Here is a 15,376-nt window from a genome sequence, read left to right on the forward strand (position 1 = left end):
CTGGTGCATGTACAGGAGGTCGGACTCGTGCGTGGTGACACCGTGGCCCAGCTCGTGGCCGATGACGTCCACAGCGGCCGTGAAGCGGTTGAAGTACTGGCCGTCCCCGTCGCCGAAGATCATCTGCCGACCGTCCCAGGCCGCGTTGTTGTACCTCTCCCGGTAGTGGACCGTGGCGAGCAGCGGCATGCCGGCGTCGTCGAGCGAGTGGCGCCCGAAGACCTCGCGCAGCAGGTCGACCGTGGCACCCAGCCCGTCGTACGCCTCGTCGACGGCGAGGTCCCCGGTGGGCGGCTCCCCCTCGGAGCGCACCGGGGTGCCCGGCAGTTCCCCGGTGTTGCGGGCCGTGTGGACCGTGCGCCCCGTGTGGGCCGCCACCCGCGCCACGACACCGCCCGCGGTCAGATCGGTGATCAGCCGCTCGGCCCGGACGGTCGTGTCCACGGACAGGGCGGACAAGGCGTTCCTGCGGGTCTGCTCGTCACCGTGCTCGGCCATGTGCTCGTGCACGAACGGCGGAATGACACCGCAGAGGGCTCCGTGTGCGTGCTGCATCGCGCTCTCCTCCCGACGCTCGCGCATCAGATCCGGTTCCCCGCGGCGTCCAGCTCGCCGGGTGCGGCCTCGCCGGGCTCGGCCCTCCGGCCGGCGACGTCGGCGGGCTGCTCGGCGCCGCGGTCCGACGGCTCCGCCGCGCCCTGCTCGATCAGGTACCAGCAGCCGTTCAGCGAACCGTCGAGGGTGGACATGGCGCCCGTGCCCACACGGCCGGTGACCGTCCCGCCGTACTGGGCCGGCCCGTCGGTGAAGCGGAGCAGCAGGATCCCGTCCAGCTGCCGCCAGGAACCCGAGCAGCCGCCGCCCGAGAAGGTGCCCTCGGTTCGGAAGTCCAGGCTCGTCCGCCCGTAGTTCCCGGTGCAGCCCCAGCTGTAGTGGAGCACCCAGGTACCGGAGATCGCCACCGTCCCACCCCTTTCCTCCTGTGGCACAGGAGTGCTGGAGCGGCTGCCGGTCACTGGACCTCGCCACCCGTGGCACCACTGCGTCGCCGTGGCGGCCCCCGGGCGTCCGCCCGGGGGCCGATCACCGGTTCGTCGGCGGGGCCGGGAACCGCTGTGCACCGATCGTGCCACTCGGGTCGGACGGCCCAACAGCCGCCGCGTGGGTCAGCAGCCGGCGCCCTGCCCCGCCGTGGGAACTCAGAGGATGCTCTTGGGCACCCGGTGGATGGTCACGCTGCCGATCGCCTGGAAGGGGTGCAGCGGGTCCGGGTCCTGCGATCCCGTGGGCCCACCGAGTTGGGAGTGCACAGTGGCGCTCATGAGCACGTACGTGTCCTCCTTGCTGAAGCCGTGCTCCTGTGTGAGGAAGCAGAACGCGTCCTCGTAACCGCGCTTGATGCTCTCCTGCACCGTGTCTCCGATGCCCACGAAGATCCATTCGGTCGCCGTCTCGATCCGCGGTGCGCGCAGCGGCAGGTCCTTCACCACGTCGACGCTGACCTTGGCCACCCCCTCGGTCTCGATGGCCACGAAGGTCGACTCCCCCTGGGCCATCACGGCGTGGAGGTCTCCGACGAACAGGTACGCCCCCTCCACCCGCACGGGCAGGTAGACGGTCGATCCCGGCCCGACGTCCGTGATGTCGATGTTCCCGCCCTCCGCGTAGGACGGCATCACGGTGTCGTTGCCCCCGGTGGCGGGAGCGGTGCCGATGCAGCCGATCATGGGAGCCAGTGGAACCACGTGCGTGTCCGTCAGGTGAGCACCGGCCTCGTCGATGGGGATCTTCCGGGTGAAGATCTCCTCGCCCATCACGTCCGTCAGCGCCCCGGAACCCGGGATGGACACCGACCAGCCGTACTCCTTGAAGTCGATGCCGTGCACCGTGACGGCGAGCGCGTCACCGGGCTGCGCGCCTTCGACGTGGACCGGGCCCGTGACGGGATTGAACGGAGTGGTGACCTTGTCGAGGTCCTTGAACCGGTCCATCTCCTCGTACTCGGCGTCATTGGTCTCGAACCCGATCACCTCGCCCGTGCCCGGACGGACCCGCAGCACCGGTTCGTGCTCGGCGGAGAAGGAGGTTCGGCCGTGCGCCTTGCTGAGGAAGTGGTCCATGAGAGGGTGCCTTTCGTGCTGAGGGGTCGTCGTCGTGGGCGTCAGTGGCTGGACACGGTGATGTCCTCGTGGTCCTCGGCGAGCTCGGTGCTGCGCCCGGTCCTGCGGTAGTAGGCGAAGACGAGCGCGCCCACCCCGATCCACACGAGCCCCGCGATCTTGGCCTGGGTCTCCGCGTTGAGCAGGACGTAGCCGATGATGGCGAACCCGATCACCGGGAAGGCCAGGTGGACGAGGTAGTTCCGGGACTTCCGCCGGCCGATCCAGAAGACGACCACGGACAGGTGGAGCAGCAGGAATCCGGTGAGCGCGCCGAAGTTCACCATGGAGGAGATCAGGCTGATCTGGCCCACGAAGAACAGCACGAGCACGGCAGAGAGACCGCCGACGAAGAGGATCGCGTAGCTGGGGACCTTGCGGGTGTTGATGTGCCGCAGGAACTTCGGCAGCTGGCCGTCGCGGCTCATCGAGTACAGCAGACGGCTCGTGGCGGCCTGGGCGGCCATGGCGTTGGCGATGCCGACCGCCAGGACGTTGCAGACGAAGAACGCGTTCATCACCGGGGTGGAGGCGATGGTGCCGATGATGTCGAAGAAGGCGTTGCCGACCCGGTCCTCGGGGATGGGCTGGTACGGCCCGGCGAGCAGGCTGGCCAGCCAGGTCTGGGTGATGAACAGGGTCGCGACGATGACCAGGGCGAGGACCATGGCGCGGCCGGCGGAGCCGCGTCCACCGGTGGACTCCTCCGCCATGGTGGAGATCCCGTCGAAGCCGAGAAAACTGAGCACGGCGATCGACAGGGCCGTGGCCAGCAGCGGTGCGCTGACGGTCGCGGGATCCCACAGCGGCGTGATGCTGAACGAGGAGCCCGGAGTCGCCCCGTCGGTCAGGGCACGGATGCCGATCACGAAGAAGGCCACGATGAAGGCGAGCTCCATGACGAGGAAGACCCGGTTCATCCACTTCAGTGAGCTGACTCCCGACATGTTGATCACCACGTTGACGGCCACGAAGAGCAGCGCCCACATCCAGCGCTCGCTGCCGGGAAAGATGCCGATCATGGATTCCGCGGCGAAGACGTACAGCAGCGTGGGCACCAGGAGGTAGTCCAGGAGCATGAGCCAGCCGGCGAAGAAGCCCAGGTTGGGGTGGATCCCCTTGCCGACGTACGAGAAGACGGATCCGGCGAGCGGGATGGCCTTGGCCATCTGGGCGTAGGACAGCGCCGTGAAGATCATGGCGACCAGTCCGACGAGGTAGACCAGCGGCACCATGCCCTGGGCCTCGTTGTAGACGGTGCCGAAGATCGCCCAAGGAGCGATCGGAACCATGAAGATCAGGCCGTAGACGAGGAGGTCGAAGGTGGTGACGGAGCGGCTGAGCTCCTGCTTGTAGCCGAGGCGCTCGAGCTGCTGCTGCGAGGAGAGCGCGGTGGAGATGACGGGTTCGGACACGGCAGGCTCCTAGAACAGAGGAGGAGTACGAGGAAGAACAGGAAGAGGTGTGCGGAGAACCGCTGAGCAACGGGCGGAGGATCACTCCGGGGGCGCGTCGTGCTCCTTCAGGAACTCGGCGATCAGCGCCCGGAACTCCTGTGGTTGCTCGAGGTGCGTGCAGTGGCTCGCCCCGGCGAACACGTGCGAACGAACATCTGGGATGCGCTCGACGAACGGTGCCCACGTCTCGGGAGCTGCCTCGTCGAACTCCCCGGCGACCACGAGAGTGGGCGCGTCGACGGAAGCAAGACGGTCGATGATCGACCAGTTCCGCAGGGTCCCGATGACATGGAACTCGTTGGGGCCGTTCATGGTGTGGTAGACGGTCGGGTCCTGCTCCACGAGGCGCTCCGAGTCCAGATAGTCCTCGGGCACCTCCGCCGTCCGATGCACGTGGCGGCGGTCGTACTCCTTGGTGGCCGTGACATAGTCAGGGTGGTCGAAGGCCCCGGTCGCCTCGTGGGACTCCAGCGCAGTGCGGACGTCGTCGGGCAGGTCGGCCCGCAGGCGCTCAGCCGCCTGCGCCCACAGCTCCATGGAGGCCGGAGAGTTGCAGATTGCGAGACCTGCCAGGCCCTGGGGACGACGCACGGCGATCTCGGCCCCGAGCATCCCGCCCCAGGACTGCCCGAGCACGTGGTAGGCCTCCAGACCGAGATGATCGATCACCGTGAAGAACTCGTCCACGAACAGCTGGGGAGTCCAGAAGTCCGGGGAAGCTTCCGGGCGGTGGGAGGATCGGCCGCACCCGAACTGGTCGTACAGGACAACCGTCCGGCCGGTCTCGTCCGCGAGCGCGGAGAGGCTGCGCAGGTAGTCGTGACAGAAGCCTGGCCCTCCATGCAGGACGACCAGTGGGAGGGCCCCCGGTCGGGGAGCATCCGGGGTCGTAACCTGGACCCAGGTGGACCCGTCGGTGAACGGAACGTCCAGTGAGGTGACAACAGACACAGCGTCCCTCCTTTCGTTGCGGTCATCGTAGCCACCAAAAGGTCTGAAAAGTAGACCTTTTTGTTAAATCTGTGTTCCGTCGAGCATCGAGCCCTGAAAGAGGTGGCATGACCGGATCCAGCCCGGGCGCCCCCGGCCCCCTGGACAGGCCACTGGCCCCGCAGTGCAAAGCGGACGCGGTCCGCGAGCGCCTGATCACTGCCATCGCGGTCGGCCAGTACCTTCCTGGCACCAAGCTGCCCCCCGAGCGTGACCTGGCGCAGACCCTCGGAGTCAGCCGGGCCACCCTCCGCGAGGCCATGGCCCAGCTCGAGGAGACCGGCGTGCTCATCAAGCGTCTCGGCAGGACGGGTGGCTCCTTCGTGGCCGAGACCGGCAACTCCCACGAGCAGTTCCGCGACGTCGCGGTCCGTGTCCTGGGCACGTCCTGGCAGGACCTGGTGCACGCCTCCGATGCGATGTGCCGCCTCCAGGACACGATCGTGCGCGCCGCTGCCGAGAACCGCACCGAGGAGCACGTGCACCTGCTGCACGAGCGGCTCGAGGAGTTCCGCGCCGCACCGTCCGGGCGCGCCAAGCAGGCCGCCGACGCCGCTCTCCACCTCGCGATCGCAGAGGCCGCCGGCAACCCGGTGCTGGCCGACATCCTCTTCCGGGCCGAGCAGCAGCTCGCCCTCTCGGCGCCGGTGCACCTGTGGGGCGATCCTCAGGACCAGGCCGACATGGAAGAGCGCGCCCTGCAGGACCACGAACAGCTGGTGGCACTGATCACCGCCCGTGACGCCGATGCCGCCGGGCACCTGGCGCGGCGGCACGCGGGCATCGACCTCGACCTGCTCGAGCGCTTCCGCGCGCGGGCCTAGCAGCGGACGCCCCACGGCCGCGGTGATCCGGCCGTGGGGCGGCGACCCGTCTCGGATCTGGAATCAGCAGCCGGCGCCCTGCGGGTTCTGCAGGCAGTCGTCCGCGTAGTTGCGCACCGTGGAGCGCCAGACGCTGATCGGGACGGGGGCGCTCGCGACGTCGTTCAACCCGGCCACGGGCAACCACGGCCCACCCGCCACGGAGTACTCGCCGTAGAACCAGGTGGTCAGCGTGACCGCGTAGTCCCCGGTCTCGGTGTAGACGTGGCTCGTGTCGGTCTCGACGTCCCACGCCCCCTCTTCGAGCGGGGCGCCGCTCAGCTCGGTGGGCCCGAGCGCGCCCCCGTCCCCGTAGTCCCAGGCGTACTGCACCGGGACGGCACGCACCTGCACGGGGAAACCACCCAGTTCGGTCGCGAACTGCTGGCCCTGGGCCTCCGCGTAGACATTGGTGTGCATGCCCTTCAAGGTGTCCGGCGCCGGCTGGACCGCGCTGGCCGCAGGCGCGACGGCGAGCGTCCTGAAATCCTGCAGGGTGAAGGTCGGCAGCTCCACGATCTCCTCGTCGCCCTCCGCCTCGGCGGCCGCCACGCACATGGGCTCTCCCCACGGTGTGCTGGGGCCCTCCCCCTGGCGCACGACGACGTTCATGTAGACGCCTTCGCCACCCCCGTCCGTGGTGCAGACCCGCTCGGCGAGGCAGTCGTCGAGGACCGCGCCCCTCCGGTTGGTGCACGGGTTCTGCAGGCCGAACGTCTGCGACTTCGACTGCGCGATCGTGTCCGGGTTGAACGGCCGGTCGATCCCTTGGTCGCTCAGGTACTGGCGGAGCGCTTTCTGGAAGGCAGGATCTTCGTCGGGGTCATAGGCGACCGGGCCGGCTCCCACTGCGACTACGGCCTCTTCGCTGCTGTCGGCGACAACCGGGGGCCCCTCCTCGATTCTGACTTCCAATTTCATCTTATTTCCGTCCGCAACAGCCGTCGTCTCCCTCGACAGGTCTACGCCGCGCTGACTGGGAACGGAATGACCGCTCCCTGCCCGAGATACTCGATCTGCCAGTTCTGACGGAGGTGCAGAGTTCGCCGAGGCTAAATCGACAGGAATACACATGAGGCCCATCAAGAGAACCCAGACATGAAAAGGTCTATTCATCTGACACGCCTACTCCGGGCATATTTGCCGCAGTGATGTAGATCCAAGCATCCTGGTCGAAGTCAAGGTAGATCGGAAATGGATCTCCCTTCCCCGTTCGCGGCTGAGCCTCATAAGTCACCCGCCCCTGTTCAACCAGCTTTATGCCTTCGGAATCAGACAAAGCAATAGGCTTGTAAACTCCGTCACTCGTTGGTGTGATAACCGATTCCTGCAATAATATGCTTTCCCTGCCTCCGACAAACCACGCCCCTTGCTCATAAACATCTTCGACTACATTGAACTGGTCGATACACACTTCACACGATTCACTCACTATGGCACGCACATACGTTGTATCGCCGGTTTGATTCGCGTACCACATCGCGTCGGACCAGTAGTCGAGGAATGCCTGCGCCCCCTCCCGGGACTCCTCCCGCGCGAGCTCGGGCATGACCGGTTTCGGCACGTTCTGCGCCGGCCCGTCCAGCGAGGCGGGCACGTACTCGGCGGACGCGTCGGCGGGGCCGGACGTGGACGACGGTGGCGGCGAACCACCGCCCGTCTCCTCCGCGGCGACACCTGCCGATGCCGGGCTGGAAGGCGACGCCGCGGCGCCGTCGTCGTCGGGGACGCAGCCGGTGAGGACGAGGGCCACGAGGAGGGCTCCGCCGGCTGCCGCCGGGAGTGGACAGGACCGCACCATGGATTCCCCGCTTCGCTGTGCCGTGGCCGGACGCCCCGGTCGGATGGGTCAGATGCTAGACCGCGCGCGCTGTGCTCGAGCAACCCCTGTGGAGGCAATCAAGACGCGTTTGCATGCGGCCTGGTCAGGAGCGATATGGTCACAGCTCCGTTAACGTCAGACTGACCAGAACGGTGTTATAGTCACTGCAACCTGAAGGTTCGAGGTGCTTGGAGGTGATGTTGACCGCGCAGAACGTGGCCCTGGCCGTGTCGACCGTCATCTTCGCCGCCCGGGACACCGGACCCGACGGCCGCAAGGAGCTCTGGCTGCCCCTGGTCCGCCGCATCCGTGACCCCTTCCGGGGCATGTGGGCCCTGCCCGGCGGACCGCTCCAGGAGCACGAGGACCTCGAGGCCTCCGCCGCCCGCTCCCTGCAGCTCACCACCGGCCTGCAACCGGGCTACCTCGAGCAGCTCTACGCCTTCGGCGGGCTCACCCGCTCGGCCAGCGCCGAGGAACGGGTGGTCTCGATCGTCTACTGGGCCTCGATCCGCGCCGACCAGGCCGCCGACCTGCACGTCGACCTCAACGTCACGTGGATGCGCGTGGCGGACCTGCCGCCGCTGGCCTTCGACCACAGCGACATCGTGGACTACGCGATCTACCGGCTGCGCAACAAGATCACCTACAGCCGCGTGGCCCACTCGTTCCTCGGCGAGACGTTCACCCTCGCCGAGCTCCGGGAGGTGCACGAGGCCATCCTCGGCACCGTCCTGGACCCCGCCAACTTCCGGCGCCAGGTGCTGGCCTCCGGCGCCGTCCTCGACACCGGCACCCGCCTGGAGGGCACCCGGCACCGCCCGCCCCGGCTCTACCGCCACGACTCCGACCTCGACCTCGCCGACCGCACCCCGGCCGGCCGCAGCACCCAGGAGCAGACATGACCTCCGTCGCCACCCGCATCGACCTGCTGACCGAGAAGCCCGCGAACCTGCCCGGCGCCACCCCGGCCCCGAGCACGTGCAGCACCGCCCTCGGGACGAGCCCGTGGGACTTCGCCCCCACCGTCTCGGCCGGCTACGGCCCCGGCGCGTCCCAGGACGACGCCGTGCCCGCCGGCTCGCCCGCCCAGCCGGTCATCCCCGCCGAGTACCAGCAGGCGTCCGCGGAGGAGCTCGACCGCCGCATCGCCGCCGCCAAGGCCACCCTCGGCGACCGCGTGGTGGTGCTCGGCCACTTCTACCAGCGCGACGAGGTGGTCAAGCACGCCGACTTCCTCGGCGACTCCTTCCAGCTGGCCCGCGCCGCGCGCAGCCGCCCCGAGGCGGAGGCCATCGTCTTCTGCGGCGTGCACTTCATGGCCGAGACCGCCGACATCCTCTCCGGCGACCACCAGTCCGTGATCCTGCCCAACCTCGCCGCCGGCTGCTCCATGGCGGACATGGCCGACGAGGACTCCGTCGAGGAGGCCTGGGAGCAGCTCATGGACGTGCTCGGGGAGACCGACGACGACGGTCGGCAGAGCGTGATCCCGGTGACCTACATGAACTCGTCCGCGGCGCTCAAGGCGTTCTGCGGCCGCCACGGCGGCATCGTCTGCACCTCCTCCAACGCCGCCACCGTGCTGGAGTGGGCGTTCCAGCGCGGCCGGCGGGTGCTCTTCTTCCCGGACCAGCACCTGGGCCGCAACACCGCCAAGGCCATGGGGATCCCGCTGGAGCAGATGCCGATGTGGAACCCCCGCCACGACCTGGGCGGCAGCACCGCGGACCAGCTGGCCGACGCCAAGGTCATCCTGTGGCACGGCTTCTGCTCGGTGCACCGCCGCTTCACCGTGGCCCAGATCGAGCAGGCCCGCGCCGAGCACCCGGACGTGCGGGTGATCGTGCACCCGGAGTGCCCCATGCCCGTGGTCGACGCCGCGGACGAGTCCGGCTCCACGGACCACATCCGCAAGGCGGTCGAGGCCGCCGAGCCCGGCAGCACCTTCGCGATCGGCACCGAGATCAACCTGGTCAACCGGCTCGCCGACGAGCACCCCGAGCACACCATCTTCTGCCTGGACCCGGTGATCTGCCCGTGCTCCACGATGTACCGGATCCACCCCGGCTATCTCGCCTGGGTGCTCGAGGAGCTCGTGGCCGGCCGGGTGATCAACCGGATCGCGGTGGACGCCGCGACCGCTCGGGACGCCGAGGTGGCGCTCGAGCGCATGCTGGCGGCGCTTCCGCGGTGAGCACGCCCCCGTTCCCGCGCGTGCTCGTGGTGGGCAGCGGCATCGCCGGGCTCACCACCGCCCTCGCGGCCGCCGGCCGCGGGCTCGACGTGGTGCTGCTGAGCAAGGACGTCCTGGACGAGACGAACACCGTCCGAGCCCAGGGCGGCATCGCCGCCATGACGGCGGACCTGCCAGGCGGGCAGGTCCGGGACTCCGTGGCCCTGCACGTCCGGGACACCCTCGGAGCCGGGGCCGGCACCTGCGACGACGACGCCGTGCGCGTGCTCGTGCAGGACTCGGCCGCCGCCGTCACCGCCCTGGTGCAGCACGGCGTCGCGTTCGACCGCGCTGACGGCCCGGACTCCCCGTGGGTCGAGGGCCTCGAGGGTGCCCACTCCGTGCCCCGCATCCTGCACGCCGGCGGGGACGCGACCGGGCGGGAGATCCAGCGCGCCCTCGTGGCGGCGACGCTGGACGCCGAGGCCTCCGGGCGCCTGGACGTCCTCCGGCACACGATGCTCGTGGACCTGGTCGCGGACCACCACGGGAGCGTACGGGGGGCGCTCGTCCTCGACGGCGACCGGCTGCGCGAGCTGCGGGCGGACGCCGTGGTGCTGGCCACCGGCGGTGCCGGGCAGCTCTATCCCCACACCACCAATCCCGCGGTGGCCACGGGCGACGGCATCGCCGCGGCCCTGCGCGCGGGAGCCGTCGTCGCGGACCTCGAGTTCGTGCAGTTCCACCCCACCGCCCTCGCCGCTCCCGGTTGCTTCCTGGTCTCCGAGGCCGTGCGCGGTGAAGGGGCGGTGCTGCGGGACGCCACCGGACGGCGCTTCCTGGAGGGCGCGCACCCGCTCGCCGAGCTCGCCCCGCGGGACGTGGTGGCCCGGGAGATCGTCCGCCGGTCGCTCGCCCAGGGAGGCCTGCCGGTGCTGCTCGACTGCACCGCCATGACCGCTCCGGCCGGCGCCGGGCACGCGGAGCCGGACACCGCCGAGCACCTGGCGCGCCGCTTCCCCACGATCGACGCCGCCGTGCGGGCGCACGGCCTGGACTGGTCCCGGGAACCGGTGCCCGTCACCCCGGCGGCGCACTACCTGATGGGCGGGATCGCGACCGACGACCGCGGCCGCACGAGCGTCCCGGGCCTGTACGCCGTGGGCGAGTGCGCGGCCACGGGCGTGCACGGCGCCAACCGGCTGGCCTCCAACTCGCTGCTGGAGGGCGCCGTGTTCGGTGCCCGCACCGCCGAGGCCCTGGCCGGGGACCTGCGGCCCGACGACGTCCGTCGGCCGCACTGGACCCGGCCGCGCCCGACCCGGGCGGGCGCCGCGGCGACCGCGGACCTCCGGGCCGACGGCACCGACCGGACGCATCCCGCTCCGACCCGCGGTGTCCGGCGGCACCCCGCCCGGCTCGCGCCCGGTGGCGTGCTGACCCTGCCGGACCCCGCCGGGGCGGGCGTGCCGTTCGACCGGCAGGCCTTCCAGGCCGCGATGTGGGCCGGCGCCGGCGTCCTGCGGGACGGCTCCGGCCTCGAGGCGCTGGTCCACCGGCTGGCCGCGCTCCGGCCGCCGGGCGCGCTCTCCCGCCCCGCGGTCGAGGACCGGAACCTGCTCACCGTGGGACGCGCCGTGGCCGCCGCGGCCCTGCACCGCACCGAGTCCCGGGGCGCCCACTTCCGGGAGGACTGCCCGGTTCCCGAGCCCGCCCGCGCCGGGCGCACCTTCTGGCGCCGGGCGCGGTCGGCACCCCGCAACGGCCATCTGACCACTCCGAGTTCATATACGCACAACGACATGTTCGAGAGGATCTCCGCATGCTGACCCGAGCCGCCATCACCGAGGTCGTGGAACGGGGCCTCGCCGAGGACGCGCCCTGGGGCGACATCACGTCCGAGCTGCTCATTCCCGCCACCGCCCTCGCGCGGGCCGAGCTCGTCGCGCGCGAGGACGGCGTCTTCTCCGGCGGCCAGGTCTTCGCCGCGGCGTTCGCCGCCGTGGACCCTGCCGTGGCCGTGGAGCTGATCCCCGCCGACGGGGACTCCTTCGCCGCGGGGGACACGCTGGCCGTGGTGGCCGGCCCCGCCCGGTCCGTGCTGACCGGCGAGCGCGTGGCCCTGAACCTCACCCAGCGGATGTGCGGGATCGCCACGCTGACGGCCCGCTACGTCGCCGCCGTCGAGGAGACCGTCTCCCGCGTCGAGCAGGCGGCGAACCTCCCGCCCGGCACGATCACCCGGACCCGGGTGGCGGACACCCGCAAGACCACCCCGGGGCTCCGGGCGCTGGAGAAGCACGCCGTGCGCAGCGGCGGCGGGCACAACCACCGGCACTCGCTCTCCGACGCCGTGATGGCCAAGGACAACCACCTGGCGCTGCTCACCGCCGACGGGACCGACCTGACCGGCGCGCTGCGGCAGCTGCGCCGTCGTCTGCCCCACACGGTGCACCTCGAGGTCGAGGTCGACCGGCTGGACCAGATCGAGGCCGTACTGGCCGGAGGCGCGGACACCGTGCTGCTGGACAACTTCTCGGTGGACGACCTCGTGAGCGGCGTGGCGATCATCGACGGCCGCGCGACGGTGGAGCCTCCGGCGGGGTGAGTCTGGAGACCGTCGGGGAGATCGCCGCCACCGGGGTCGACGTCATCTCGGTGGGCGCGCTCACCCACTCGGCCCGCAATCTGGACCTGGGACTCGACGTCGTCCTGGACGTCCGGGAGGGCTGACCGTGCTGTACCTCGACGCGGCCGCGACCACTCCCGTGCGGCGTGAGGTCCTGGAGGCCATGTGGCCCTACCTCACCCAGGAGTTCGGCAACGCCTCCAGCCACCACGAGGTGGGCCGCCGGGCACGGGCCGGGCTGGACGCGGCTCGGCAGGCCGTGGCCGAGGTGCTCAACTGCCGGCCCGCGGAGGTGGTCTTCACCTCAGGGGGGACCGAGGCGGACAACCTGGCGGTCAAGGGCATCGCCCTGGCCCGCCGGGACCGGGACGCCTCGACGACCCACGTGGTGACGAGCGCCGTGGAGCACCACGCCGTGCTGGACTCCGGGCGCGACCTGGCCCGCTGGGACGGCTTCGAGGTGACCGAGCTGGGCGTCTCGGCCGAGGGCCTCGTCGACCCCGCCGACCTGGCCGGGGCTGTTCGTCCGGGCACGGCGGTGGTATCCGTGATGCATGCGAACAACGAGACGGGTGCGGTCCAGGCGGTCGCCGAGCTGGCTGCGGTGGCTCGGGCTCGGGGAGTCCCGTTCCATACGGATGCGGTCCAGGCGGCCGGGTCGCTGGAGCTGGACGTACAAGCGCTCGACGTGGCGGCGCTGAGCCTCGCGGGGCACAAGATCGGGGCGCCGAAGGGCGTCGGAGCGCTCTACGTGCGCCGGGGCACGCCCCTGCGCCCTCTGATGAGCGGAGGCGGGCACGAGCGCGGCCGGCGTTCGGGCACCTCCGACGTGGCGGGCGCCGTCGGTCTCGCCACGGCCCTGCGGCTGTCCGCCGAGGAGCGGCCGGCGAAGGCGGTGCGCCTGGCCGGGCTGCGGGACCGGCTGATCACCGGGGTCCTGGCCGAGGTGCCCACGGCCCTCCTGACCGGCCCCGACCCGCGGGAGCACCCGGAGTCCCGGTTGCCCGGGCACGCGTCCTTCTGCTTCCCCGGGGTCAACGGCGAGACGGTCCTGGTGGACCTGGAGTCGCGGGGGCTGCTCGTCTCCTCGGGGTCGGCCTGCTCGGCCGGGGACACCGCGCCCTCGCACGTGCTCACGGCGATGGGCTACCCGCCGGAGGTCGCCACCACCGCGGTGCGCTTCACCCTCTCCGCCGACATCACGCCGGAGCAGGTGGACGGGATCGTCGCGGCCACGCGGGACGTCGTGCGACGACTGGGCTCACCGCACGGCTGAGCCCGCGGCTGAGCCCACCGGCACCGGGTGCTGCGCCCCGTCGTGGCGCACCATGAGCACCGGTTCGCCGGTCGTCTCCACGGTCCGCGTGCTGCCCTCGACCGGTGACCACGGACCCGTGGGACAGGAGCCGGGAGCCGGCCCCTCGGGCACGGCACTCGAGGCGCCGCGGCCGTCGAAGCCCTGCAGCCGGAAGCCGGTGACCGCCCCCCACCACGTGGTCTGCGGCCGGCTCGTGACCGCCCGGGACTCGGTGACGACCAGGTCCGTCCGCTGCGGGACGACCTCCGCCGTCCCGGTGTGGACGCACGACCAGGAGATGCCGGTGACCGACTCGGACTCGGCGACGAACTCCAGCGACGGGGCTTCGGCCCGCAGGGTCGCGTCGTCCCAGCCCAGCGCGGCCCGGACGGCGTTCCCGGTCACGAACCCCGTGCCGTCCTCGCGCAGTCCCGCGTCCGCCCACGGCGGCGCCGCCGCCCCGAGGGCCACCCCCGCCAGGGCCGCCAGTACCGCGATGACCTTCTGCATGTGCCGCCCCGTCTCCCCTGGTCCCCGGCGCCGCTCCCCCGGCGCCTTTCCGAACGCTAATGGATGGGCGGGGGTGGATCGAGTTCCGTGATCGACCTGTGACCCCGCCATGACATGGGACGACATGCCCGGCCGTGCGGCCGCGCCCGGGGACGACCGGCCGCGGGGCGCGCCTCCGGCGGGAGAGGCGGAGCCCGGCCGGGGTCCGTGGGCCCGGCCGGGGCCGCGCAGACAGCACAGGACCCCCGGACCGTGCGGTCCGGGGGTCCTGCTCGCGGTGGGCGGCGCGCTCCGCGCCGACCGAGCGGGGTGGGGATCAGACGATCGACGTGCCTCCGGTGCGCGCCTTCTCGAAGCGCTGCTGGACGTCGGCCCAGTTCACGATGTTCCAGAAGGCCTTGACGTAGTCGGCCTTGACGTTCTGGTAGTCGAGGTAGAAGGCGTGCTCCCACATGTCCAGCTGCAGCAGCGGGATCGTGGCGACGGGCACGCCGTTCTGCTGGTCGTACATCTGCTCGATGACGAGGTTGCCGCCGATGGGCTCGAAGGCGAGGATCGCCCAGCCGGAGCCCTGGATCGTGGTCGCCGCGGAGGTGAAGTGGGCGCGGAAGGCGTCGAAGGACCCGAAGTGGTCGTCGATCGCCGCGGCCAGCTCACCGGTCGGCTTGTCGCCGCCCTCCGGGGAGAGGTTGTTCCAGAAGATCGAGTGGTTGACGTGGCCGCCGAGGTTGAACTGGAGGTCCTTGGACAGCTTCGCCGCACCGGCGCCGTCGTCGTTGGCGCGGGCCTCGGCCATCTTCTCGAGGGCCGTGTTCGCACCGGCCACGTAGGTGGCGTGGTGCTTGTCGTGGTGCAGCTCCATGATCTTCGCGGAGATGTGGGGCTCGAGCGCCGCGTAGTCGTAGGGGAGATCGGGAAGGGTGTACTTCTCGGCCATAGGAGAAACCTTTCGATAGCTGTCGTGTGGTTCCACACTCGTCCCGCGCGCGCGCAGGGGTCAAGGAGGTTCCGCCACCAGCGTACGGTGCCCGCGGGCGCGCCGTGCCGGGGCTCAGAAGAAGTCGGGTGGGGTCTCGAGCGTGCAGCGGGGCGGGTGCGCCGTGAGCTGGGACGGCACGGTGAACTCGAACTGCCCCGTCTCCAGCAGCCGTTTGAGGTCCCCGAGCTCGGCGCCCAGGTTGCGGCGCACGATCCGCTCGGCCCACGCGGCGAGGCCGGCCCTCGCCGCGGTGAGCCGGCCGTCGACGGTGGTCCGCACCTCGGTGCCCCCGTCCACCGCCGCCCACGTGGTGACCGCCAGGAGATCCACGATCCCCCGGGTGGTCCGGAGCGCCAGCTTCCGCCCCGGTTCCTGTGCGGAGACGATCGTGACGTAGGGGAAGCGGAGCGGGCCGACACGGCCGAAGAACTCCACGGAGGTCCCGGTCTGCAGCACCGGTGTGCTGATGGTGGGCACCCGGCCACACCCGGTGC

The 15,376-nt window shown here is 70.9% G+C and carries 14 protein-coding genes and 2 pseudogenes; 6 read left to right on the plus strand and 10 right to left on the minus strand.

Annotated features, from left to right (window positions below; translation table 11 throughout):
* The 5 genes and pseudogenes from BJF77_RS08515 to BJF77_RS08530 form a co-directional block, all read right to left on the minus strand.
* A pseudogene (locus tag BJF77_RS08515) lies at positions 1-555 on the minus strand (peptidase M4 family protein); the annotation flags it as partial.
* Positions 556-581: 26 nt separating this feature from the next.
* Positions 582-962: a hypothetical protein gene (locus BJF77_RS20510; RefSeq protein WP_075871850.1), complete on the minus strand. Its 381-nt coding sequence runs from the start codon at positions 960-962 to the stop codon at positions 582-584.
* A gap of 237 nt (positions 963-1,199) precedes the next feature.
* A complete protein-coding gene (locus tag BJF77_RS08520; RefSeq protein WP_075871851.1) occupies positions 1,200-2,120 on the minus strand; it encodes an acetamidase/formamidase family protein in 921 nt (306 codons plus the stop codon).
* 41 nt (positions 2,121-2,161) lie between these two features.
* Positions 2,162-3,574: an APC family permease gene (locus BJF77_RS08525; protein WP_082157237.1), complete on the minus strand. Its 1,413-nt coding sequence runs from the start codon at positions 3,572-3,574 to the stop codon at positions 2,162-2,164.
* Between the two features lie 81 nt (positions 3,575-3,655).
* The gene (locus BJF77_RS08530; RefSeq protein ID WP_075871852.1) at positions 3,656-4,567 is read right to left on the minus strand and encodes a proline iminopeptidase-family hydrolase; all 912 of its coding nucleotides are present in this window, start codon (positions 4,565-4,567) and stop codon (positions 3,656-3,658) included.
* A 107-nt stretch (positions 4,568-4,674) separates the two neighbouring features.
* On the opposite strand from BJF77_RS08530, the gene BJF77_RS08535 reads away from it, so the two are divergent.
* On the plus strand, positions 4,675-5,430 hold the full coding sequence (locus BJF77_RS08535; RefSeq protein ID WP_075871853.1) for a FadR/GntR family transcriptional regulator: 756 nt from the start codon (positions 4,675-4,677) through the stop codon (positions 5,428-5,430).
* A gap of 63 nt (positions 5,431-5,493) precedes the next feature.
* On the opposite strand, the gene BJF77_RS19425 is transcribed toward BJF77_RS08535, so the two are convergent.
* Both BJF77_RS19425 and BJF77_RS19990 read right to left on the minus strand, forming a co-directional pair.
* Complete coding sequence (locus BJF77_RS19425; RefSeq protein ID WP_255396187.1) at positions 5,494-6,390, minus strand: PKD domain-containing protein; 897 nt, start codon at positions 6,388-6,390, stop codon at positions 5,494-5,496.
* Positions 6,391-6,577: 187 nt separating this feature from the next.
* On the minus strand, positions 6,578-7,222 hold the full coding sequence (locus BJF77_RS19990; protein ID WP_139318487.1) for a DUF6318 family protein: 645 nt from the start codon (positions 7,220-7,222) through the stop codon (positions 6,578-6,580).
* A gap of 266 nt (positions 7,223-7,488) precedes the next feature.
* On the opposite strand from BJF77_RS19990, the gene BJF77_RS08545 reads away from it, so the two are divergent.
* From BJF77_RS08545 to BJF77_RS08565, 5 genes and pseudogenes are all read left to right on the plus strand, one after another.
* Positions 7,489-8,196 carry an NUDIX domain-containing protein gene (locus BJF77_RS08545; RefSeq protein WP_158041212.1) on the plus strand — a complete coding sequence of 236 codons (708 nt, stop codon included), beginning with the start codon at positions 7,489-7,491 and terminating at the stop codon, positions 8,194-8,196.
* Positions 8,193-9,488: a quinolinate synthase NadA gene (nadA, locus tag BJF77_RS08550; protein WP_075871854.1), complete on the plus strand. Its 1,296-nt coding sequence runs from the start codon at positions 8,193-8,195 to the stop codon at positions 9,486-9,488. The genes BJF77_RS08545 and nadA overlap by 4 nt, the downstream gene beginning before the upstream one ends.
* Positions 9,485-11,296 (plus strand): L-aspartate oxidase, encoded by a 1,812-nt coding sequence (locus BJF77_RS08555; RefSeq protein WP_075871855.1) that lies wholly within the window; start codon positions 9,485-9,487, stop codon positions 11,294-11,296. Before nadA ends, BJF77_RS08555 begins: the two co-directional genes overlap by 4 nt.
* A pseudogene (gene nadC / locus BJF77_RS08560) lies at positions 11,290-12,200 on the plus strand (carboxylating nicotinate-nucleotide diphosphorylase). The gene BJF77_RS08555 and the pseudogene nadC overlap by 7 nt, the downstream one beginning before the upstream one ends.
* Before the next feature lie 2 nt (positions 12,201-12,202).
* Positions 12,203-13,372: a cysteine desulfurase family protein gene (locus tag BJF77_RS08565; RefSeq protein WP_075871856.1), complete on the plus strand. Its 1,170-nt coding sequence runs from the start codon at positions 12,203-12,205 to the stop codon at positions 13,370-13,372.
* Here the strand turns inward: BJF77_RS08565 and BJF77_RS08570 are convergent.
* The 3 genes from BJF77_RS08570 to BJF77_RS08580 form a co-directional block, all read right to left on the minus strand.
* Complete coding sequence (locus BJF77_RS08570; protein WP_075871857.1) at positions 13,358-13,903, minus strand: hypothetical protein; 546 nt, start codon at positions 13,901-13,903, stop codon at positions 13,358-13,360. The genes BJF77_RS08565 and BJF77_RS08570 overlap by 15 nt on opposite strands.
* A 316-nt stretch (positions 13,904-14,219) precedes the next feature.
* Complete coding sequence (locus tag BJF77_RS08575) at positions 14,220-14,840, minus strand: superoxide dismutase (protein WP_047802353.1); 621 nt, start codon at positions 14,838-14,840, stop codon at positions 14,220-14,222.
* 114 nt (positions 14,841-14,954) lie between these two features.
* Complete coding sequence (locus BJF77_RS08580; RefSeq protein ID WP_075871877.1) at positions 14,955-15,359, minus strand: SRPBCC family protein; 405 nt, start codon at positions 15,357-15,359, stop codon at positions 14,955-14,957.
* Positions 15,360-15,376 lie beyond the last annotated feature (17 nt).

This window comes from Kocuria sp. CNJ-770 (genome assembly GCF_001942375.1).
Lineage (GTDB): Bacteria > Actinomycetota > Actinomycetes > Actinomycetales > Micrococcaceae > Kocuria > Kocuria oceani.

What these genes read in the sequence shown, in the direction of transcription:
- BJF77_RS08545 (WP_158041212.1), top strand. Translation starts at nt 7,489, where the DNA reads ATGTTGACCGCGCAGAACGTGGCCCTGGCCGTGTCGACCGTCATCTTC.
- BJF77_RS08520 (WP_075871851.1), bottom strand. Translation starts at nt 2,120, where the DNA reads ATGGACCACTTCCTCAGCAAGGCGCACGGCCGAACCTCCTTCTCCGCC.
- BJF77_RS08575 (WP_047802353.1), bottom strand. Translation starts at nt 14,840, where the DNA reads ATGGCCGAGAAGTACACCCTTCCCGATCTCCCCTACGACTACGCGGCG.
- BJF77_RS08570 (WP_075871857.1), bottom strand. Translation starts at nt 13,903, where the DNA reads ATGCAGAAGGTCATCGCGGTACTGGCGGCCCTGGCGGGGGTGGCCCTC.
- nadA (WP_075871854.1), top strand. Translation starts at nt 8,193, where the DNA reads ATGACCTCCGTCGCCACCCGCATCGACCTGCTGACCGAGAAGCCCGCG.
- BJF77_RS08535 (WP_075871853.1), top strand. Translation starts at nt 4,675, where the DNA reads ATGACCGGATCCAGCCCGGGCGCCCCCGGCCCCCTGGACAGGCCACTG.
- BJF77_RS19425 (WP_255396187.1), bottom strand. Translation starts at nt 6,390, where the DNA reads ATGAAATTGGAAGTCAGAATCGAGGAGGGGCCCCCGGTTGTCGCCGAC.